General features: G+C 72.4%; 19 protein-coding genes. 12 read left to right on the forward strand and 7 right to left on the reverse strand.

The genetic code is table 11. From position 1 onward, the window contains the following. Window positions 1-13: 13 nt before the first annotated feature. Window positions 14-1822, forward strand: coding sequence for an ABC transporter ATP-binding protein (locus RI578_RS29905; protein ID WP_310875896.1), 1809 nt, complete (start codon window positions 14-16; stop codon window positions 1820-1822). Window positions 1823-1838: 16 nt separating this feature from the next. Here the strand turns inward: RI578_RS29905 and RI578_RS29910 are convergent, their stop codons facing one another. The 6 genes from RI578_RS29910 to RI578_RS29935 all read right to left on the reverse strand — a co-directional run bounded on the left by RI578_RS29910 (window position 1839) and on the right by RI578_RS29935 (window position 7978). Then, window positions 1839-2828, reverse strand: coding sequence for a zinc-dependent alcohol dehydrogenase family protein (locus RI578_RS29910; protein ID WP_310873977.1), 990 nt, complete (start codon window positions 2826-2828; stop codon window positions 1839-1841). Continuing rightward, window positions 2825-3709, reverse strand: coding sequence for a carbohydrate ABC transporter permease (locus RI578_RS29915; protein ID WP_310873978.1), 885 nt, complete (start codon window positions 3707-3709; stop codon window positions 2825-2827). Before RI578_RS29915 ends, RI578_RS29910 begins: the two co-directional genes overlap by 4 nt. Next, window positions 3706-4650, reverse strand: coding sequence for a sugar ABC transporter permease (locus RI578_RS29920; protein ID WP_310873979.1), 945 nt, complete (start codon window positions 4648-4650; stop codon window positions 3706-3708). Before RI578_RS29920 ends, RI578_RS29915 begins: the two co-directional genes overlap by 4 nt. Continuing rightward, complete coding sequence (locus RI578_RS29925; protein ID WP_310873980.1) at window positions 4647-6017, reverse strand: sugar ABC transporter substrate-binding protein; 1371 nt, start codon at window positions 6015-6017, stop codon at window positions 4647-4649. Before RI578_RS29925 ends, RI578_RS29920 begins: the two co-directional genes overlap by 4 nt. A gap of 109 nt (window positions 6018-6126) precedes the next feature. After that, entirely contained in the window at window positions 6127-6897 is a 771-nt protein-coding gene (locus RI578_RS29930; protein WP_310875897.1) for a DeoR/GlpR family DNA-binding transcription regulator, read from the reverse strand. A 271-nt stretch (window positions 6898-7168) separates the two neighbouring features. Further along, window positions 7169-7978, reverse strand: a complete 810-nt coding sequence (locus RI578_RS29935) for an NAD(P)-dependent oxidoreductase (RefSeq protein ID WP_121746375.1) — start codon at window positions 7976-7978, stop codon at window positions 7169-7171. A 195-nt stretch (window positions 7979-8173) separates the two neighbouring features. Between RI578_RS29935 and RI578_RS29940 the strand changes: the two genes are divergently transcribed. Both RI578_RS29940 and RI578_RS29945 read left to right on the forward strand, forming a co-directional pair. Next, a complete protein-coding gene (locus RI578_RS29940; RefSeq protein ID WP_310873981.1) occupies window positions 8174-9163 on the forward strand; it encodes a 5-dehydro-4-deoxyglucarate dehydratase in 990 nt (329 codons plus the stop codon). Next, window positions 9160-10326 (forward strand): hypothetical protein, encoded by a 1167-nt coding sequence (locus tag RI578_RS29945; protein WP_310873982.1) that lies wholly within the window; start codon window positions 9160-9162, stop codon window positions 10324-10326. The genes RI578_RS29940 and RI578_RS29945 overlap by 4 nt, the downstream gene beginning before the upstream one ends. 55 nt (window positions 10327-10381) lie before the next feature. Here the strand turns inward: RI578_RS29945 and RI578_RS29950 are convergent, their stop codons facing one another. Further along, window positions 10382-11599, reverse strand: coding sequence for an MFS transporter (locus RI578_RS29950; protein WP_310873983.1), 1218 nt, complete (start codon window positions 11597-11599; stop codon window positions 10382-10384). Window positions 11600-11738: 139 nt separating this feature from the next. On the opposite strand from RI578_RS29950, the gene RI578_RS29955 reads away from it, so the two are divergent. The 9 genes from RI578_RS29955 to RI578_RS29995 all read left to right on the forward strand — a co-directional run bounded on the left by RI578_RS29955 (window position 11739) and on the right by RI578_RS29995 (window position 21351). Then, complete coding sequence (locus tag RI578_RS29955) at window positions 11739-12338, forward strand: TIGR03086 family metal-binding protein (RefSeq protein ID WP_310873984.1); 600 nt, start codon at window positions 11739-11741, stop codon at window positions 12336-12338. Between the two features lie 194 nt (window positions 12339-12532). Then, entirely contained in the window at window positions 12533-13201 is a 669-nt protein-coding gene (locus tag RI578_RS29960; RefSeq protein WP_310873985.1) for a GntR family transcriptional regulator, read from the forward strand. Next, window positions 13198-14106 (forward strand): dihydrodipicolinate synthase family protein, encoded by a 909-nt coding sequence (locus RI578_RS29965; RefSeq protein WP_121746370.1) that lies wholly within the window; start codon window positions 13198-13200, stop codon window positions 14104-14106. The genes RI578_RS29960 and RI578_RS29965 overlap by 4 nt, the downstream gene beginning before the upstream one ends. Continuing rightward, window positions 14103-15851, forward strand: coding sequence for an L-arabinonate dehydratase (araD, locus tag RI578_RS29970; protein ID WP_310873986.1), 1749 nt, complete (start codon window positions 14103-14105; stop codon window positions 15849-15851). The genes RI578_RS29965 and araD overlap by 4 nt, the downstream gene beginning before the upstream one ends. A gap of 89 nt (window positions 15852-15940) precedes the next feature. Further along, entirely contained in the window at window positions 15941-16876 is a 936-nt protein-coding gene (locus RI578_RS29975; RefSeq protein ID WP_310873987.1) for a sugar ABC transporter permease, read from the forward strand. Further along, the gene (locus tag RI578_RS29980) at window positions 16873-17772 is read left to right on the forward strand and encodes a carbohydrate ABC transporter permease (RefSeq protein ID WP_310873988.1); all 900 of its coding nucleotides are present in this window, start codon (window positions 16873-16875) and stop codon (window positions 17770-17772) included. The genes RI578_RS29975 and RI578_RS29980 overlap by 4 nt, the downstream gene beginning before the upstream one ends. Beyond that, window positions 17769-18926 (forward strand): Gfo/Idh/MocA family oxidoreductase, encoded by a 1158-nt coding sequence (locus RI578_RS29985; protein WP_310873989.1) that lies wholly within the window; start codon window positions 17769-17771, stop codon window positions 18924-18926. The genes RI578_RS29980 and RI578_RS29985 overlap by 4 nt, the downstream gene beginning before the upstream one ends. Further along, window positions 18923-19783 (forward strand): PmoA family protein, encoded by an 861-nt coding sequence (locus tag RI578_RS29990; RefSeq protein ID WP_310873990.1) that lies wholly within the window; start codon window positions 18923-18925, stop codon window positions 19781-19783. The genes RI578_RS29985 and RI578_RS29990 overlap by 4 nt, the downstream gene beginning before the upstream one ends. A gap of 38 nt (window positions 19784-19821) precedes the next feature. After that, entirely contained in the window at window positions 19822-21351 is a 1530-nt protein-coding gene (locus RI578_RS29995; protein WP_399063215.1) for a family 43 glycosylhydrolase, read from the forward strand. Window positions 21352-21375: the final 24 nt, after the last annotated feature.

Below are 21375 nucleotides of genomic sequence, written 5' to 3' on the forward strand. Positions count from 1 at the left end.
ACCTGAGTCCCGCGTGCCGTCCGCGAGCCGGACGACGCGGGGCTCGGTCGCCTCCCTGTTCCGCCTGACGTCCGGCCACCGGCGCAGCATCACGGTGGCGTCCGCGCTGACCCTGGCCGCGTCGGCGCTCGGACTCGCCCAGCCGCTCGTCGCCAAGCACGTCGTGGACTCCAGCGCCCGCGGTGAGCTGCTGTGGCCGTTCCTGCTGCTGCTGTGCGGACTCTTCGTCGCGGAGGCCGCCACGGGAGCGGCCGGCCGCTTCCTGCTGGACCGCATGGGCGAGGGCGTGATCCGCATGGTGCGTCACGGACTCGTCTCCCGGCTGCTTCGGCTGGAGATGCGCGAGGCGGACCGGCACCGCGGCGGGGACCTGGTCTCGCGGGTCACCGCCGACACCACCCTGTTGCGGGACGTCGTGTCCCAGGCACTGGTCGACCTGCTCACCGGCTGTCTCGTCTCGGCCGGGGCGCTGCTGCTGATGCTGTGGCTGGACCCGTTGCTGCTGCTCCTCGTCGTGCTGACGGTCGCCCTCGCCGCGGCCGTCGTCACCACGCTCCTGAAGGGCATGCGGGTGGCGTCGCAGCACATGCAGGCCTCCGTGGGCGCCGTCGCTGCCGAACTGGAGCGCGCCCTCGGCGCCCTGCCTGTGGTACGGGTGTACCGGGCCGAGGAGCGCGAGGAGCGCCGCATCGGCGAACGGGTGGACTCGGCCTACCGGTCGGGCGTGCGGGCGGCGAAGCTGGCCGCGGTCATGAGCAGTGCCGTCGAACTCGCGGTCCAGGGTTCCTTCCTGCTCGTCCTGGTCGTCGGCGGCATGCGGGTCGGCAGCGGGGGCGCCGGCTCCCTCGGCGACCTGGTCGCCTTCCTGCTGTACGCGTCGTACCTGGTCATGCCGCTGTCCTCGGTGTTCCGCGCCATCGGCCTGATCCAGCGCGGCACGGGCGCCTGCGTGCGGATCGACGAAGTCCTGGCCCTTCCCCAAGAGCCCCAGGAAGCCCAGCGGTCCACGGAGGCGCCCGGCCGCACGGCCCCCGGCGCGCCACCGGCCACCCCGCGTCTCCCGGCCCCCGCGCTGGAGCTGACCGACGTCCGCTTCGGCTACGTCCCGGATCGGGCGGTGCTGCGCGGGGCGAGCCTCACCGTGCCGCGGCGCGGACTGGTGGCACTCGTCGGCCGCTCCGGAGCCGGCAAGAGCACGCTCTTCGCCCTGGTCGCGCGCCTGTACGAACCCGACGCCGGGACCATCCGGTTCGACGGCCGCCCGACCGCGGAGCTGAGCCGCCGGGAGTGCCGCGCGGGCATCGCCCTCGTGGACCAGAACACGCACGTCCTGGAGGGCACCCTGCGGGAGAACATCACCTACGCGTACCCCGGAGCCACCGACGACGATGTCCTCCGTGTCGTACGCCTGACCCGGCTGGAGCACGTGGTGCGGCGGCTGCCCGGGGGCCTGGACGGCAGACTGGGCGACCGCGGCGGCACCCTGTCCGCGGGGGAACGCCAGCGCGTCGCCCTGGCCCGCGCCTTGCTCGCCCGGCCGCGACTGCTCCTCCTCGACGAGCACACCTCACACCTCGACGCCGTCAACGAGACGGCGCTGATCCGGACGCTGAACGCCGTCAGCCGGGACTGCGCGGTGCTCGTCATCGCGCACCGCCTCGCCACCGTGCGGCACGCCGACCGGATCGTCGTCCTCGAGGACGGTCGTACGGTGGCCGGCGGCCGGCACGACGAACTCTTCGCCTCCAGCCCGGCCTACCGGGAACTGGCCACCGCCCACGTCCTGGGCGGTGGCCCGGCTTCGGACGACGGCGAGTGCTGAACCGGCACGCCGTCCACTAGGGCGTGACGACGATCTTCCTGCCGACGCCGGAGGCGAACTGCTCCAGTGCCTCGGGGTAGCGGTCCAGGGGGATGCGGTCGCTGATGAAGACGTCGGGGTCGAGGACGCCGTTCGCGAACAGTTCCGCCGCGCGTTCGTAGCTGTGCAGGACCGCCATCGAGCCGGTGATGGTGATCTCCTGGTTGTAGATGCGGTACGGGTCGATCTGTACGCGGGTCGCGTAGTCGGCGACGCCGAACTGGAGGAAGGTGCCCGCCTTGGCGACCCGGTCCAGGCCGTCCTGGATGGCCGCCGCGTTGCCGGTCGCGTCGATGACGAGGTCCCAGCCCTGGGGGCGGTCCAGTTCGTCCGGGGTCGCGGCCGAGGCCGAGACGCCGAGGCCGCGGGCCGTCTCCAGGCGGGCCGGGTTGAGGTCGACCATGTCGACGCTGGCCGCGCCGGTGCGCTTGGCCAGCTCCAGCATCATCAGGCCCATCGTGCCGGAGCCGTAGATCAGGACGTGGGCGCCGAGGCGGGACTGGAGGACGTCGTAGCCGCGGACCGCGCAGGAGAGCGGTTCGATCAGGGCCGCGTCCTGGGTGCGGACGTGCTCGGGGAGCTTCACGCAGTTCGCCACGGGGGCCACCGCGTACTTCGCGGCGCCGCCGGCCGTCGTCACGCCGATGGCCGCCCAGCGTTCGCACAGGTTGTTGTGGCCGGTGCGGCAGTAGCGGCACTCGTAGCAGTAGAGGGACGGGTCGACGGCGACCTGGTCGCCGACCGCCACCTCCGTGACCCGGTCGCCCACGCCGACCACCTCGCCGGCGAACTCGTGGCCCGGCACGATGGGGAGCTTGGGCGCGAACTCGCCCTGGAGGATGTGCAGGTCGGTGCCGCACAGGCCGCAGGCGGCGACCTCCACGACGACCTCGCGCGGCCCTGGCGTCGGGTCGGGGACCTCGGCGACGACGGCACGGCCCACGGACTCGATGACGGCGGCCTTCATTTCACGGCTCCCAACGACAGGCCCTGGACCAGTTTGTCCTGGGCGGCGAACCCCGCGGCGAGCACCGGCAGGGAGATGACGAGCGACGCGGCGCACACCTTGGCCAGGAAGAGGCCCTGGCTGGTGATGAAGCCGGTCAGGAAGACGGGGGCGGTCTCGGCGACCACGCCCGTCAGCACCCGGGCGAAGAGCAGTTCGTTCCAGCTGAAGATGAAGCAGATGAGCGACGTCGCGGCGATGCCGGGGAGGGCGATCGGGGCGACCACCCGGGCCAGGATCGTCGGCAGCCTCGCGCCGTCCACCCGGGCCGCCTCGATGATCGCGACCGGGACCTCGGCCAGGAAGGACTGCATCATCCAGACCGCGATCGGCAGGTTCATGGAGGTGTAGAGGATGACCAGCAGCCAGATGTTGTCCAGCATGTCCGTGTTCTTGGCGAACAGGTAGATCGGCAGCAGGCCCGCCACCACCGGCAGCATCTTGGTGGAGAGGAAGAAGAACAGGACGTCCGTCCACTTCTTCACCGGGCGGATGGAGAGGGCGTAGGCGGCGGGCAGGGCCAGGAGGAGGACGAGGAGGGTGGAGGCGACCGACGCCACCGCCGAGTTGATCAGCGCGGGCCAGGGGCTGGCGCCGCCGCCCGCGCCGAAGAACTCTCGGTAGCCGTCCAGGGTGAGGGAGGCCGCGAAGGACGGTGGGTTGGTGGCCGCGTCCTCCTCCGAGTGGAAGGAGGTCAGGGCCATCCAGGCGATGGGCAGGAAGAAGACGATCCCGGCCAGCCAGGCCACCAGGCCCAGACCCGCACCCGCCTTTCGGCGGGCTCGTACGGGCGTGGTGCCGGTGGTGCCGGTGGCGGCGGGTCGTACGGCGGTGGCGCTCATGCGCGGCCGACCTCCTCGCGGAACAGGGACGACACCACGCGCAGCGCGAAGGTGGCGATGATGATCGAGCCGATGACGACCAGGACGCCCGCGGCCGAGGCGAGGCCGTTCTCGTGGGCCTGGTAGAAGCTCTGGTAGACGGTGTAGGGCAGGTTGGCCGTGCCCAGGCCACCGGAGGTGATGGTGAAGACGGCGTCGAAGTTCTGGACGATGTAGATCGAGCCGAGCAGGGCGCCGAGCTCCAGGTAGCGGCGCAGGTGGGGGAGGGTGAGGTGGACGAAGATCTGCCAGTCGCTCGCGCCGTCCACCCGGGCGGCCTCGATCTGCTGCTGGTCCCGGCTCTGCAGTCCGGCCAGCAGGATGAGCATCATGAAGGGCGTCCACTGCCACACCAGTGAGGCCTCGACCGCGAGCAGCGGCGTGTTCGAGACCCAGTCCGGCTGCGGGCCGCCGACGTAGTGCAGCAGGCCGTTGAGCAGGCCGTACTCCGGGTTGTAGAGGACGTGCTTCCAGAGCAGGGCCGCCGCCACCGGGACCACCAGGAACGGGGCGATCAGCAGGGTGCGGACCACGCCCCGGCCCTTGAAGCGGCGGTCCAGCAGCAGGGCGAGGGCCAGGCCGAGGACCAGGCTGGCCAGGACCACCGCCACCGTCAGCAGGATCGTGGTCCACACCGACTTGCGCAGGGCCGGGTCGGACAGGACGTCGCCGTAGTTGCCGAAGCCGGTGAAGGTGCGGGCGTCCGGGTAGAGGGAGTTCCAGTCGAAGAAGGAGATCACCAGGGTCGCCACGAAGGGCAGCTGGGTGACCACGATCATGAAGATCAGGGCGGGGAGGAGGGGGGCCCGGGTGGCCCAGGCCCGCAGCCGGGAGGACGGCGGACGGACGGTGGGTCGTGCGTGGTCGGGTGCGGCCGAGGGGGCCGTTGTCGTGGCGGTCATCGTCCCTCGTACTCCTCGGAGATCTTCTCGGCGAGCTGCTGGGACTTCTTCAGGGCCTCCTCGACGGACTGGCGTCCGGCGATGGCCGCGCTGATCTCCTGGGAGACCTTGGTGCCGAGGTCGGTGAACTCGGGGATGCCGACGAACTGGATGCCGGGCGCGGGGCGCGGCTGCACTCCGGGGTCGTTCGGCTTGGCGCCCTCGATGGCCTCCCGGGTCATCTCCTGGAAGGCGGCGGCCTCCTTGGCATAGTCCGGGTTCTCGTACGTCGAGGCGCGCTTGCCGGCCGGGACGTTCGACCAGCCGATCTCGTCGCCGACCAGCTGCTCGTACTCCTTGCTGGACGCCCAGGAGACGAACTTCCAGGCCTTGTCGGCGTTGCGGGAGGCATCCTGGATGCCCCAGGCCCAGGTGTAGAGCCAGCCGGAGGACTCGGTCCTCTCCACGGGGGCGGGCGCGTAGCCCATCCTGCCCTTGACGGGGGAGTTCGCCGACTCCAGCGATCCGGCGGCGGAGGTGGCGTCGTACCACATGGCGACGTTGCCCTGGGTCATGTTGTTCAGGCACTCGGCGAAGCCGGACTGGGCGGCGCCGGACTGGCCGTGCTCGCGGACGAGGTCGACGTAGAACTTCGTCGCCCTCTCCCACTCGGGGGAGTCCAGCCGCGCCTGCCAGTCCTGGTCGAACCAGGTGCCGCCGAAGGTGTTCACGACCGTCGTCAGGGGTGCCATCAGCTCGCCCCAGCCGGGCAGGCCGCGCAGGCAGATGCCCTTCATGCCCGGCTCGGCCCCGTCGAGTTCGGCGGCCAGCTCGGCCACCTGGGTCCAGGTGGGGTGCTCGGGCATCGTCAGGCCCTCTTTTTCGAACACGTCCTTGCGGTACATCAGGAAGGACGACTCGCCGTAGAAGGGCTGGCCGTAGAGCTTGCCGTCGTCGCCGGTGAGGGACTCGCGCATCGGCCCCAGGATGTCCTGCTCGTCGTACGCCGGGTCCTCGGCGACGTAGGAGTCCATCGGTCGCAGCCACTCGTTGCGGGCGTAGATCGGTATCTCGTAGTTGGAGAGGGTGGCGACGTCGTACTGGCCGGCCTGGTTGGCGAAGTCCTGGCTGATCTTGTCGCGGACGTCGTTCTCCGGCAGGACGGTGAAGTTCACCTTGATGCCGGTCTCTTCGGTGAAGTGGTCGGCGGTGAGTTTCTGCAACTCGACCATCTGCGGGTTGTTGACCATCAGGACGTTGATGGCGTTGCCGCCGGATCCGGCGCCGCCCGCCCCGACCCAGCAGCCGGAGAGCAGCGGGGCGAGCAGCGTCCCTGCGGCGGCCATGGCGAGCGTGGCTCGCGGCCTCCGTCGGCTCTGGGTTCGCATGGATCGCTCCTGAATATATGGGGAGGAATGGTGAGTTACGGGGCAGAGGAGGGCATGCGCCTGTCCTCCAGGGGCGTGGGTCGGGGCTTGCGGGGAGGGAGTCGGCTTCTCAGACGCGGATGATCTGCGGCCCGAGCAGCGAGTAGCGGTGGGCCTCGGCCGTGGGCAGCAGCGTGCTGGTGACGATGGCCTCCAGGGCGCCGACCTCCGCGAACCGGCAGAAGCTGACCGCCCCGAACTTGGTGTGCGTGCCCGCGAAGACGGTGCGGCGGGCGGCGCGGATCGCCTGGGTCTTGACCTCGCTGACCGCCGGGTCGGGGGTGGTGAGGCCGTGTTCGCGGGAGATGCCGTTGGCGCCGATGTACGCCAGGTCGATGACGAAGCCGGCCAGCATCTTCGTCGTCCAGTGGTCGACGGTGGCCAGCGTGCCCGAGCGGACCCGGCCGCCGAGCAGTAGGACGGAAATGTCGCCGGCCTCGGCGAGCGCGCCGGCCACCGGCAGCGAGGCGGTGACCACGGTCAGCGGCCGGTCCCTGGGCAGGGCCTCGGCGATGAGCTGCGGGGTGAAGCCCTCGTCGACGAAGACGGTCTCCGCGTCGCCGAGCAGCTCGGCCGCCGCGGCGGCGACCCGGCGCTTCTCGGGCACGTGGCTGGTGGCGCGGAAGGCGAGCGTGGTCTCGAACCCGGCGCTCTCCACGGGATAGGCGCCCCCGTGGGTGCGGCGGACCAGGCCGTGGTCCTCCAGGGCGCGCAGGTCCCGTCGTACGGTCTCCTTGGCGACGCCCAGGTCGGCCGCGAGCGCGGTGACGTCGACCGAGCCGGTGGCGCGGGCGAGCCGCACGATCTCGTGCCGGCGTTCCTCCGCCGTCCTCGTGTCCATGCCGAACACCTGCCTCACCGCCTCGTCGCCGTGTCCTTGCCCGTTCGGGCCCGTGGGGGCCATGGGGGAATTTCTACAGCGGCCGTGCGGCACTGACCAGGTCTGTCGCGGACCCGATACTGCCCGCTTGTGCCCGTTCCGGCCGACGGGTGCCCGTCTCGGACCTGGCACGCGGCGGGGCGGGGCGTGAGAACGGGCAGTGCGGATGCCCGCGTGCGGAGGCGGGCGGGCCCGTTCGGTGCCCGCCCGCCTCCTGATCGATCGGTTCCGGTCAGTACGGCCAGATCGGGGGGTCGGTCACGAAGTGGCCGCCGAGGCGGGCGTGCGCCGGGTTGTCCGGGTCGAGGTCGCCCTGCTCGGCGACGAGCTTCTCGGCGTACGGCTCGGAGTCGTCCCGCGGTTCGTAACCGAGCGCCCGCGCGGAGGTGAGGTCCCACCACAGGCGGGTGTTGGCGGAGGAGCCGTGGACGACGGTGTGCCCGACGTTCTCGGCGGTCAGGGCGGCGTGGAAGAGGCGGGCGCCGTCGGCGGGGCTCATCCACACCGAGAGCATGCGCACGCTGGTCGGCTCGGGGAAGCAGGAGCCGATGCGGACGGAGACGGTCTCCATGCCGTGCTTGTCCCAGTAGAACTGGGCGAGGTCCTCGCCGAAGGACTTGGACAGGCCGTAGAAGGTGTCCGGGCGGCGCGGGGTGTCGACCGGGATGAGCGGGTCGTCGCCCTGTGGGCGCGGGGTGTAGCCGACGGCGTGGTTGGAGGAGGCGAAGACGATACGTCCGATGCCTTCCTCGCGGGCGGCCTCGTAGAGGTTGTACGTCCCCTCGATGTTCGCCTTCAGGATCTTCTCGAACGGGGCTTCCAGGGAGATGCCCGCGAGGTGGATGATCGCGTCGACGCCCCGTACCGCCTCGCGCACGGCCGCCCGGTCGGCGAGGTCGGCGACCACGGCGTCCGGCTCGCCCTCGATCGGGCGCAGGTCGAGCAGGCGCAGCTCGTAGCCGTGGTCGGGGAGCAGGTCCCGCATCAGGGTGCCGAGGCCGCCGGCGGCGCCGGTGAGCAGGACGGTGCGGGGAGCGGGCATCCTCGGGACTCCTGGGTTTCCTGAAGCGGCGACAGTTGTACGAATCCGTACCTGGAGTTCATATGTGTGGACACGGTAAAGAGCGGGTGGTCGCGCGTCAAGGGGGCGCCTGCTTGACGGTGTTCACGAGGCGGCTTAGCGTGGTTGCGTTCAGAAATATAGACACAGATCATGAATATGGAATGGGGAGCGCCCGTGACCTCAGCCCCTCTCGCCGCCCGGCTCACCGCCCCCAGCGGTCCGCTGTTCTTCCCCGTCACGGCCTACGGCCCCGACGGCGAGGTCGACCTCGACGTCTACCGCACGCACGCGCGCCGCGGGATCGAGGCCGGAGCCGCCGCCGTGTTCGCCTGCTGCGGCACCGGCGAGTTCCACGCGCTCACCCCGGAGGAGTTCCAGGCCTGCGTCCGGGCGGCCGTCGAGGAGGCCGCGGGCCGGGTGCCCGTCCTGGCGGGCGCGGGCTACGGCACCGCCCTCGCCGTGCGCTACGCCCGCCTCGCCGAGGAGGCCGGGGCCGACGGGCTGCTCGCCATGCCGCCGTACCTGGTGCTCGCCGGGCAGGCGGGGCTGGTGCGGCACTACCGGGAGGTGGCCGCCGCGACCTCCCTGCCGGTGATCGTCTACCAGCGCGACAACGCCGTGTTCACGCCGGAGAGCGTGGTCGAACTCGCCCGCACGGACGGGATCGTGGGACTCAAGGACGGGCTCGGCGACCTCGACCTCATGCAGCGGGTCATCAGCGCCGTGCGCACCGAGGTGCCCGGCGACGGGGAGGGTCCCGGAGACGACGAGGCGCCCCGAGGCGACGGCTTCCTCTATTTCAACGGGCTGCCGACCGCCGAGCAGACGCAGCTCGCCTACCGCGCGCTCGGCGTCACCCTCTACTCCTCCGCCGTGTTCTGCTTCGCCCCCGAGATCGCCCTCGCCTTCCACCGGGCGCTCCGCGCGGGCGACGACGCCGTCGCGCACCGCCTGCTGGACGGCTTCTACCGCCCCTTCGTCGAACTGCGCGCACAGGGCCGCGGGTACGCCGTCGCCCTGGTCAAGGCGGGCGTACGGCTGCGCGGGCTGGACGTGGGGGAGGTGCGGCCGCCGTTGCAGGAGCCGACCGAGGGCCATGTGAAGCAACTCGCGCAGGTGATCGAGCGGGGTCACGCGCTGCTGGACGGGGAGGGCCGCAAGTGAGGGCGTCGGCGTTCGTCTACCCCTGGGACGTCAACGGGGACCCGGCGGCGGCGGAGCGCATCGCCGGGACCGGCGTCGAGCAGGTGACGCTCGCCGCCGCCTACCACTCCACCCGCGCCCTCACCCCCCGCCACCCGCGCCACCGCGTCATCACCGCCGAGTACGCCGCCGTCCTCTACCCACCCGACGCCCGCTGGGAGGGACGGGACCCGCGCCCGTACGAGGCCGGTGACTGGGCGCCCGGCGACGCCTGGGGCGAGGCCGCCGCCGCCCTCGCGGACGCGGGCCTGGACGTGCACACCTGGGTCGTCCTCGCCCACAACTCCCGCCTCGGCGCCGAGCGTCCGCGTACGTCCGTCGTCAACGCCTATGGCGATCGCTACCCATGGGCGCCCTGTATCGCGCAGCCCGCCACGCGCGCGTACCTCACCGCCCTGGCCGCCGAGGCGGCGGTGCGGCCAGGGGCGCGCGGCACCGAACTGGAGTCCCTCGGCTGGTACGGGCTCGCCCACCTGCACGCCCACGACAAGACCGGCGGAGTCGGCCTCGGGGACGCCGGGCAGTACCTGATGTCGCTGTGCTTCTGCCCGGACTGCCGGGCGGGCTACGGCGGGCAGGGCCTCGACCCCGACGGACTGGCCGCCGCCGTACGCGTCGCGCTCGAACCGGTGTGGCGGGGAGCGGCGCCGTCGGACGGGGGCTGGGCGGGCGTGCAGAAGCTGCTCGGCGAGGCGCCGGCGAACGCCACGCGCGCGTGGCGGGACGAGACCGCCCGCACGCTCCAGGAGGCGGCGGTCGCGGCCGTACGCGCCGCCGCGCCCGGCGGCTTCCGGGTCCTGCTGCACGCCGACCCCGTCTCGTACCACTGCGGCGCCAACGCCGGCGTCGACCCCGCGCACATCCTGTCCGTCGCGGACGGTGTGGTCGTGCCCTGCACGGGGGGCGCGGGCCTGCTGACGCCGTTCGCCGAGCAGGACCGCGCCGGGGCCGTACTCGCCGCCAACCTCACCGTGGTCTCCGGCATGGGCGGCAGACCACACACGCTCGCCGAGGACGCGGCACGCGCCCGTGAGCTGGGCGCGACGGAACTGCGGCTCTACCACGCCGGGCTGGCGTCGGACGGCGACCTGGAGGCGGTGCGGTCGGGGCTTGCGGAGCGGTGAGTGCGGGTGTGGTGAGCGTGCCGAGGGGTGGTGAGCGTGCCCAGGCGAGGTGAGGTCACGCCGGTCGTCGGGCGAGCGGTACCGCCGTCGCCAGCAGTACGGCCCCCAGGGCGGGCAGCAGCAGTCGGAGGTCGGCCAGTTCCACCAGGGCCGCGCCGACGGCCAGCCCGAGCACGTTCGGTATGAAGATCAGGGAGTTGGCCGTCGCCGTGACCCGGCCCAGCAGCGCCCCCGGCGTCTCGTGCTGGACGGCGGTCAGGGCGGCGATCAGCACCGCGGGCATCCCCGCTCCGGCCGCCGCGCTGGAGACCAGGGCCACCGCGTCGTGGGGAACGGCCCGCGCCGCCACCGCCACCGCCAGCAGCGCGACCCCGGCCGCAGCGAACCGCCGCCCGCCCAGTCGCCGCAGGGCGGGCCCGGCCAGCAGGCCTACCGCCACCGAGCCGGCGCCCTGGAGGGCGTACAGCACACCGGCGTACGCGGGGGAGTGGCCCAGGGCGTCGACCACGGCGTACAGCGTGGGCCCGCAGACGCCCGCGCACAGCATCATGACGCCGCCCGCGACGACGAGCGGGCGCAGGCGCGGGTGCCCCCACAGGTACCGGGCGCCCTCGGCCGTCTGCCGCCGCCAGTTCACCGCAGGCCGCCGCGGTGGTGCCTCGCGTACCCGCAGGGCGGCGTACAACCCCGTGGCCAGCGCGAACGTCGCCGCGTCCAGCGCCGCAACACTCGCGCCGCCGTACGCCGCGTAGACGCCCGCCCCCGCCGGCGGCGCCACCAGCTTCATGCCCTCGCCCGCGGTCATGCGCAGCCCGTTGAAGTCGCCGAGCAGGCGAGGGTCGATGACGGCGGCGACCAGCGCCGACTCGGCCGCGTCGTGGACGACGCCCGCCGCGCCGTACACGAACAGCACCGCGAACAGCAGCCACAGCGTGTCCGGCGAGTCCACCGCGAAGAGGGCGAGCAGGAGGCCCGCCGACAGCAGGTTCGTGGCGATCAGCAGCGGCTTGCGGCGGACGCGGTCGGCGAGCGTGCCCAGCGCCGGGCCCGCCAGTGTCGGCGCCCACATCGCGAGCATGCACAGCGCCGCGAGCCCGTCCGAGCCGGTGAGGTCCTTCACCCAGACGCCGGAGGCCAGCCACAGCGCCGAGGTGCCGAAGCCGGACACCACCGCCCCGGCGAGATACAGGCCCGCGTCGCGGTCGCGCAGGACGCGGGCCACCGGCCAGGCGCCGCGCGCCGTCTTCCTCGTATGTGGGGTCCTTGGCGTCATGCCTGGTCATCGTGGAGCTAAGACGGGCGGGCCGGCATCGGGCAGATGCCCTGGAAGCGGGCCCGGCGGCCGATGAGTTTCGCGGGCGTGATCGGTCTACCTTCCGACAGAGCAGGCCAGGCGTCCCGAGGAGCGACCGATGACCCACGACACCACCACCCTCGACCTCGGCCCGCAGGCCAGGGTCCTGGCACGCCTCGCCGAAGGCGTGGGCGACGCGCGGCTCGCGGACCCGACACCCTGCCCGGACATGGCGGTCCGCAACCTGCTCGGCCATCTGACCGGCCTGGCCATCGCCTTCCGCGACGCCGCGCGCAAGGACCTGGGCGCCACCACCGACACCAGCCCCGAGTCGACCGTGCCGGACATCGGGCCCGGCTGGCGGGAGGAGCTGCCGAAGGCGCTCGGTGAGCTTGCCGAGGCGTGGCGCGCACCGCGGGCCTGGACCGGCATGACCCGGGCCGGCGGCGTCGACCTGCCGGGCGAGGTGGCCGGTGCCGTGGTGGCCGACGAGCTGGTGATCCACGGCTGGGACCTGGCCCGCGCGACCGGCCAGGAGTACGAGCCCGACCCGGCCGCTCTCCAGGTGGCGTACGGCCTGCTCGCCGCGTCCGCCGAGGAGCCCGACCGGGACACCGGCATGTTCGGCCCGGTCGTCCCCGTCCCCGACGACGCCCCGCTGCTGGACCGGGCGGTGGGACTGAGCGGACGCGACCCGGGCTGGACGCGCCCCGCCTAGGTGCAGCACCGCAAACTCAACTTCCTCTGTCAGAAGCATTGACGTGGCCGCGCGCCCCTCTTACCTTCAACGCGTCGTACTCCGTACGTCATATATGAGACGCGATACGCGAGATCAGATACGCGAGCGATCCCACCGGATCCGGCACGCGACATCCGGCCCGCGCATCCGACGCGAGATTCCGAGAGGCGCGCATGACCTCTGTGCCCACGCCGATCCCCTCCCGCACGCAGTACGTGCTGGAGGAGATCAAACGCCGCATCCTCACCGGCCGGCTGACGCCCGGCCAGGCCCTGGTCGAGACCGACCTCGCCGCACAGTTCGGGGTGTCCAAGACACCGGTGCGCGAGGCGCTCAAGACGCTGGCCGGCACCGGACTGGTCGTGATGAGCCAGTACAAGGGCGTCACCGTGCGCATGGTGGACGCGGACATGGCGCGCGAGGTCTACGACGTCCGGCTGCTCCTGGAGCCCGAGGCCCTCAGGCGCGCCGTGCGCCGAGGGGCCTCCCTGGACGCCGCCCGCGATGCGCTGACCCAGGCCGACCAGGCCACGGACACGGCCGAACGGTCCCTCGCCAACCGGGAGTTCCACCGCGCCCTGTACGTGCCGTGCGGCAACCCGCTGCTCGGCCGGATGCTCGACGAGGTCCGCGACCAGGCGGCCCTCGTCTCCGCCGTCGCCTGGGCCGCCGATCCCTCCTGGGAACGGGAGGCCGGCGAGCACCAGGAGATCCTGCGCCTCGCCCTCGCCGGTGACGCGGACGGTGCCGCCCGCGCCCTGCACGCGCACATCGCGTCGTTCGTCGAGCGGGCCTTCCCCGAGGCGGGGACGGCGGCCCAGGAAGAGGACGGTCAGGCATGACAGCGACGTTCGAGACCCAGCGGACGGCCCTGGCCGACGTGGTGGCGATCCCGGTGACCCCGTTCGCCGAGGACGGCACCGTCGACCCCGCCACCTACCGGGCCCTGCTGCGTCGTCTCCTCGACGGTGGCATCACGACCCTCACCCCGAACGGCAACACCGGCGAGTTCTACGCCCTCACCCCGGCCGAGCGCCGCCTCGTCACCGAGCTGACGATCGAGGAGGCCGGCGACCGCGCGGAGATCCTGGTCGGCGTCGGCCACGACGTGCCGACCGCGGTCGCCTCCGCCCGGCACGCCCGCGACCTGGGCGCCTCGATGGTGATGGTCCACCAGCCCGTCCACCCCTACGTCTCCCAGGGCGGCTGGGTCGACTACCACCGCGCCATCGCCGAGGCCGTGCCCGCGCTGGGCGTCGTCCCCTACATCCGCAACCCCCAGCTCACCGGCGCCCGCCTCGCCGAACTCGCCGACGCCTGCCCCAACGTCATCGGCGTGAAGTACGCCGTCCCGGACGCCGCCAGGTTCGCCGCCTTCGCCCGCGACGCCGGCCTCGACCGCTTCGTGTGGGTCGCGGGGCTGGCCGAGCCGTACGCGCCCTCGTACTTCTCCGCGGGCGCCACCGGCTTCACCTCGGGTCTGGTGAACGTCGCCCCGGCCGTCTCGCTGAACATGATCGAAGCGCTTCGATCCGGCGACTACGCGACGGCGATGAAGGTCTGGGAGCAGATCCGCCGCTTCGAGGAACTGCGCGCCGCCAACGGCTCCGCCAACAACGTCACCGTGGTCAAGGAGGCCCTCGCCTCCCTCGGCCTGTGCCGCAGGGAGGTCCGCCCGCCGAGCAAGCCGCTGCCCGAGAGCGAGCGCGCCGAGGTCGCCGCCATCGCCGCGGGGTGGTCGATATGACAGGCATACCGGACGAGACCGGCCGCAAGCGCCCCGAGGATCTCCGCAGCCACCAGTGGTACGGCACGGACGGCCTGCGCTCCTTCAGCCACCGCGCCCGCACCCGCCAGCTCGGCTACCTCCCCGAGGAGCACCTCGGCAAGCCGGTCATCGCGATCCTCAACACCTGGTCCGACATCAACCCCTGCCACGTGCACCTGCGCGACCGCGCCCAGGCGGTCAAGCGGGGCGTCTGGCAGGCGGGCGGCTTCCCCCTCGAATTCCCGGTCTCCACGCTCAGCGAGACCTTCCAGAAGCCGACCCCGATGCTCTACCGCAACCTGCTCGCCATGGAGACCGAGGAGCTGCTGCGCTCCTACCCGGTCGACGGCGCCGTACTGATGGGCGGCTGCGACAAGTCCACGCCCGCGCTGCTCATGGGCGCCGCCAGCGTCGACCTGCCCGCCGTCTTCGTGCCCGCCGGGCCCATGCTCCCCGGCCACTGGCGCGGCGAGACCCTCGGCTCCGGCACCGACATGTGGAAGTACTGGGACGACAAGCGGGCCGGCCTCATCGGCGACTGCGAGATGCAGGAGCTGGAGAGCGGCCTGGCCCGCTCGCCCGGCCACTGCATGACGATGGGTACGGCGTCCACGCTGACCGCCGCCGCCGAGGCCCTCGGCGTCACGGTCCCGGGCGCCTCCAGCATCCCGGCCGTCGACTCCGGACACGACCGGATGGCGGCGGCGGCCGGACTGCGCATCGTCGAACTCGTCCACCGGGACCGCAAGCTGAGCGACATCCTCACGGCCGACGCCTTCGAGGACGCCGTCACCACGGTCCTCGGCCTCGGCGGCTCCACCAACGCCGTGATCCACCTGATCGCCATGGCGGGCCGCGCGGGAGTCACCCTCACCCTCGACGACTTCGACCGCATCGCCCGCACCGTGCCGGTGCTGGCCAACGTCCGCCCCGGCGGACAGACGTACCTGATGGAGGACTTCCACTTCGCCGGCGGCCTGCCCGGCTTCCTCTCCCGCATCCCGGACCTGCTCCACCTGGACCGGCCCACCGTCGCGCACGACACGATGCGCGAACAGCTCGCAGGCGCCCGCGTCCACCACGACGACGTGATCCGCCCCCGCGACAACCCCGTCGCGGCCGAGGGCGGGGTCGCCGTCCTGCGCGGCAACCTCTGCCCGGACGGCGCCGTCATCAAGCACATCGCCGCCGAGCCGCACCTGCTCAAGCACACCGGCCCCGCGGTCGTCTTCGACGACTACCGGACCATGCAGCGCACCATCAACGACCCCTCCCTGGGCATCACCGCCGACAGCGTGCTGGTGCTGCGGGGCGCCGGACCCAAGGGCGGACCCGGCATGCCCGAGTACGGGATGCTGCCCATCCCCGACCACCTGCTCAAGCAGGGCGTGCGGGACATGGTCCGGATCTCCGACGCCCGGATGAGCGGCACCAGCTACGGCGCGTGCGTCCTGCACGTGGCCCCCGAGTCGTACGTCGGCGGTCCGCTGGCGCTGGTGCGCACCGGCGACCCGATCACCCTCGACGTCGCGGCCCGCTCTCTGCGGCTCCACGTGGAGGACGAGGAGCTGGAGCGCCGCAGGGCCGCGTGGACACCACCGCCCGCCCGCTACGAGCGGGGCTACGGCGCGCTCTACAACGAACAGATCACCCAGGCCGACACCGGCTGCGACTTCGAGTTCCTGGCCCGCCCGGGCAGGGTGCAGGACCCGTACGCCGGCTGAACCGCACGCCAGAACCGCGCACACCCCTGCCCGTGGAGAAAGCGCTTCCCGCACGACCCGAGCACGACGTACCAGAACGGAGAACTGTCATGGCCCAAGCCGCAGCCGTGGCGAAACCGCCCGCGCCACCCCGGCGGCGCCGTGCCTCCGCCACACCGCGCAGGCTCCCGTACCTGCTGATCGCACCGGCCGCCCTGCTGATGCTGGGCTTCATCGCCTACCCGGTCATCAGCGTCTTCTACTACAGCCTGCAGGAGTACAACCCCACCAAGCCGTGGCGGAACGGCTTCGCGGGCTTCGACAACTTCGTCAAGATCTTCACCGACGACCCGATGTTCTGGGACACCCTCGTCTTCAGCGCCAAGTGGGTCTTCGTCGAGGTCGGACTCCAACTGCTCTTCGGTCTGGCCCTGGCGCTCATCGTCAACCAGACCTTCGTGGGCCGGGGCATCGGGCGCGCCCTGGTCTTCTCCCCGTGGGCCGTCTCCGGAGTGCTGACCTCCGCGATCTGGGTGCTGCTCTACAACTCCCAGACCGGCATCACCCGTTACCTCGCCGACATGGGCATCGGCGACTACGGCACCAGCTGGCTGTCGGACACCTCGACCGTGTTCTCCGCGGCGGTCGTCGCCGACCTGTGGCGCGGCGTCCCCTTCTTCGCGATCCTCATCCTCGCCGACCTCCAGTCCGTCTCGAAGGACCTGTACGAGGCCGCCGAGGTCGACGGGGCGAGCCGGATCAAGCAGTTCTGGCACATCACACTGCCGCACCTGAAGGACGCCATCATCCTGTCCACGCTGCTGCGCGCGGTGTGGGAGTTCAACAACGTCGACCTGCTCTACACCCTGACCGGCGGCGGACCGGCGGGAGTGACCACCACACTGCCGCTGTACATCGCCAACACCAGCGTCGACGCCCACGACTTCGGTTACGCGTCGGCCCTCACCACGGTCGCGTTCGTGATCCTGCTCTTCTGCTCGATCGTCTATCTGCGGCTGAGCAAGTTCGGAGGCGAGAACAAGTGATCACCAAGGAGGCCACCGCGCCCGCCCCCGCGCCCGCGCGGGCCGACCACGAGCCGCCGCGGCAGGCGAAGAAGCGCCGCCCCGCCTGGGACGAGGTCCCCCGCTGGCAGATCTATCTCCCGCTCGGCATCTACCTGGTCTTCACCCTGATCCCGTTCTACTGGATCCTGCTCTTCGCGCTGCGCCCGGCCGGCTCCACCTCGCTCGTGCCCTGGCCGATGACCTTCGAACACTTCGAGAAGGTGTGGACCGACCGGAGCTTCGGCACCTTCTTCGAGAACAGCGTGTACGTCGGGCTCGCGACCCTGGTGATGACCACGCTCGTCGCCCTGGCCGGCGGCTACGCCCTCGCCCGGTTCGACTTCAAGATCAAGCGGGCCTTCATGCTCGCCCTGCTCTGCTCCCAGTTCGTGCCCGGCGCGCTGTTGCTGGTCCCGCTCTTCGAGATCTTCGCCGAACTCCAGATGATCAACTCGCTGGGCAGCGTCATCATCGCCGAGACGGTCTTCCAGCTGCCGCTGTCGATGATCCTGATCAGCAACTTCATCAAGAACGTGCCCTACTCCCTGGAGGAGGCCGCCTGGGTCGACGGCTGCGGCCGGATGCGGGCCTTCCTGGTCGTCGTCCTCCCGCTGCTGCGGCCGGGCCTGATCGCCGTCGGCTCCTTCGCCTTCGTGCACTCCTGGAACCACTTCCTGTTCGCCCTGATGTTCCTCAACAACCAGGACAAGCAGACCATCCCGGTCGGCCTCAACACCCTGATGAGCGCGGACAGCGTCGACCTCGGCGCGCTCGCCGCCGGCGGCATCATCGCGGCCGTGCCCGTGGTGCTGGTGTTCGCCTTCATCCAGAAGTGGCTGATCACCGGCTTCAGCGCGGGGGCGGTGAAGGGATGAGTCCGGTTCCCGTCGTCCTCGCCGGCGCCCGCGGCCACGGCCGCTGGCACATCGCCAACATCCGCCGCCTGGAGCGGGCCGGACTGGTCCGGCTGGCCGGCATCTGCGAGCTGACCCCGCTGTCCAAGGAGGAGGCCGGCGGAGAACTCCCCGAGCAGTCCGCCGACTTCGGCGCCCTGCTCGACTCCACCGGCGCCCGGGTCGCCGTGATCTGCACGCCGATCCCCACCCACACCGACCTCGCGCTGACCGCCGCCCGCAAAGGCGTGCACCTGCTCCTCGAGAAGCCCCCGGCACCCTCGTACGCCGAGTTCCGCCGGATGGCCGACGGGGTCGCCGAGGCCGGCGTCGCCTGCCAGGTCGGGTTCCAGTCGCTGGGCTCGCACGCCGTGCCGGCCGTCCGCGAGCTGATCGCCCAGGGGGTCGTCGGCGAGGTGGTGGGCATCGGCGGGGCCGGGGCGTGGGTGCGCGACGAGGCCTACTTCCGCCGGGCGCCCTGGTCGGGGCGGCGGCGGCTGGACGGCGCCGACGTGATCGACGGGGCGCTGACCAACCCCCTCGCACACGCCGTCGCCACCGCCCTCGCGCTCGGCGGCTCCACCCGCGCCGAGGACGTCACCGGCATCGAGACAGAGCTGGCGCACGCCAACGACATCGAGGCCGACGACACCTCCTGCGTACGCGTCACCACCGCGCAAGGCCATCGCGTCACCGTCGCCGCGACCCTGTGCGCGGAGCGGCCCGACGAGCCGTACGTCCTGGTGCACGGCAGCAGCGGCCGCATCACCTTCTGGTACAAGCAGGACCGCGTCCTGCTCCAGCGCGGCGGCCACGGCCCCGAGGAGTACCACCACGGCCGCACCGACCTGCTGGAGAACCTGGTCGAACACCTCACCACCGGCGCCGCACTGCTGGTCCCGCCCGACGAGACGGGCGCCTTCATGCGGGTCGTGGAGGCGATCCGCCTGGCCCCCGACCCGGAGCCGCTGCCCGACGCCGCCTGGCGCCGCGTCCCCGGCGAGAGCCGTCGCGTGGTCCCCGGCGTCGACTCCTTCGTGGCCGCCGCCGCCGACACCCTCTCCCTCTACTCCGAACTGGGCGCGCCCTGGGCGCCGCGCACGGAGCACCCGCGATACGAGGTGAGTACCCGATGACCGGCAACGACGCCCCGGTGCTGCGGGTGGCGGGCCGCCCCGTCGCCCGGTACGTCACCCGGCCCGAACTGCCGCCCCGGCTCTCCCCGCGCCCCTACCTGCACCCCGTCACCACCCTGGCCGGCACCGCTGTCACCGAGTTCAGCCCTGCCGACCACCTCCATCACCTCGGCGTCGGTGTCGCCGTTCCCGACGTCGAGGGGCACAACTTCTGGGGCGGGCGCACCTACGTCCGCGACCAGGGGCCGACCGAGCTGGACAACCACGGCGCCCAGCGGCACATCGCCTTCCAGCTCCGCGACCCCGACGGCCTCGTCGAGGAGCTGCGCTGGGTCGCCGCCGGCACCGAGCTGCTGCGCGAGCGCCGCACCGTCGCGGCCACCGAACTCACCGCCACCGGCCTCGCCGCCACGGCCTGGGCGCTGGACTTCACGTTCTCCCTCACCAACGTCACCCCGGACCCGCTCACCATCGGCAGCCCCGCCACCAACGGGCGCCCCGGCGCCGCCTACGGCGGCTTCTTCTGGCGCGCCCGCAAGGAGAGCGCGGCCCCCAGGGTGTTCACCGCCGACCGCGAGGGCGAGCGGGAGATCCACGGGACCCGCGCCGACTGGCTCGCCCTGACCGGCGACACCTGGTCGCTGGTGTTCGCCGGGGCCACGGAGCAGACCCGGCGCGACCCGTGGTTCGTGCGCACCGAGGAGTACCCGGGCGTCGGCTCCTCCCTCGCCTACGACGAACGGCTGACGGTCGCCCCCGGCGACACCGTCGTCCGCCGGATCGTCACCGTCGTCGCCGACGGCCGGCTCGCTGCCGACGGCGCCGCCACCCTCGTACGAAAGGCGGTGAGCCCGTGACCCCCGAGACCACTCCCGTGACCCCCGAGACCGTCCCCGTGACCTCCGAGACCACCCCCGAGACCCCGGTGACGTACACCAACCCCGTCCTGAACGCCGACTGGTCCGACCCCGACGTCCTCCGCGTCGGCGACGACTTCTACCTGACCGCGTCCAGCTTCGGCCGCGTCCCCGGCCTGCCGCTCCTGCACTCCCGCGACCTGGTCGGCTGGACCCTGGTGGGGCACGCCCTGACCCGCCTGGAGCCTGCGGAGGCGTTCGCGACGCCCCGTCACGACTGCGGCGTCTGGGCCCCGTCCCTGCGCCACCACGCCAACCGCTTCTGGATCTTCTGGGGCGACCCCGACCACGGCATCTTCCAGGTCAACGCGCCCGACATCCGGGGCCCGTGGACCGCGCCCCACCTGGTCAAGGCCGGCCAGGGCCTGATCGACGCCTGCCCCCTGTGGGACGACGAGACCGGCGAGGCCTACCTCGTGCACGCCTGGGCCAAATCCCGCTCCGGGATCAAGAACCGCCTCACCGGCCACCGTATGCACCCCGACGGCACCGGAGTCCTCGACGAGGGCAAGGTGATCGTCGACGCCGACCGCCTTCCCGGCTGGTTCACCCTGGAGGGCCCCAAGCTCTACAAGCACGACGGCTGGTTCTGGATACTGGCCCCCGCCGGGGGAGTGGAGACCGGCTGGCAGGGCGCCTTCCGCTCCCGCGGCTTCTTCGGCCCGTACGAGGAGAAGGTCGTCCTGGAGCAGAAGGACACCGACGTCAACGGCCCCCACCAGGGCGGCTGGGTCCGCACCGGGACCGGCGAGGACTGGTTCCTGCACTTCCAGCAGCGCGGCGCCTACGGCCGGGTGGTCCACCTCCAGCCGATGAGGTGGGGCACGGACGGCTGGCCGGTCCTGGGCGACGACGGCGCCCCGGTCACCGAGCACACACGCCCCGCGCTGCCACCGCAGCCGCCCGCCGCGCCCGCGACCGACGACGACTTCCCCGGCGGACGGTTCGGCCGCCAGTGGTCGTGGACGGCCAACCCCCGTGACGGCTGGGCCACCCAGCACTCCGGGGACGGGCTGCGGCTGGCGTGCGTCCGCTCGGCCGACGCGCACGACCTGCGCAAAGTGCCGAACGTGCTCACGCAGCGGCTGCCCGGCGACCCCGCGGTGATCGAGGTGGAGCTGCGCCTGGGCAGCGAGGAGCCGGGCGCGCGGGCCGGGCTCGCGGTGCTCGGCGACGCCTACCGCTGGATCGGGCTCCAGCGGGGCGCGGACGGGAGCGTGCACCTGGTGCACCGGTTCGCCGAGTCGGTGGCGGAGGCCGACCGGGACGCCGACCACCCCCGCCCCGCGCCCGAGGGCCGGGCACGGCTGCGGATCGAGGCCGGCCCCGGCGGACGCTGCCGCTTCTCCTACGACCTCGGCGACGGGCCGCGCCCCACCGGCCAGGTCTTCGCCGCCACCCCGTGGCGCTGGGTCGGCGCCCTGCTCGGCCTGTTCGCGCTCGCGCCCACCGGCCAGGGAGACGCCGGCGCGGCCACCTTCACGCAGTTCCGGATCGAAGCCCGCTGACCCACATCACCCGTACGCCTGTTG

Origin of the sequence: Streptomyces sp. BB1-1-1 (genome assembly GCF_031597775.1) — a bacterium.
Taxonomy (GTDB): Bacteria; Actinomycetota; Actinomycetes; order Streptomycetales; family Streptomycetaceae; genus Streptomyces; species Streptomyces thinghirensis.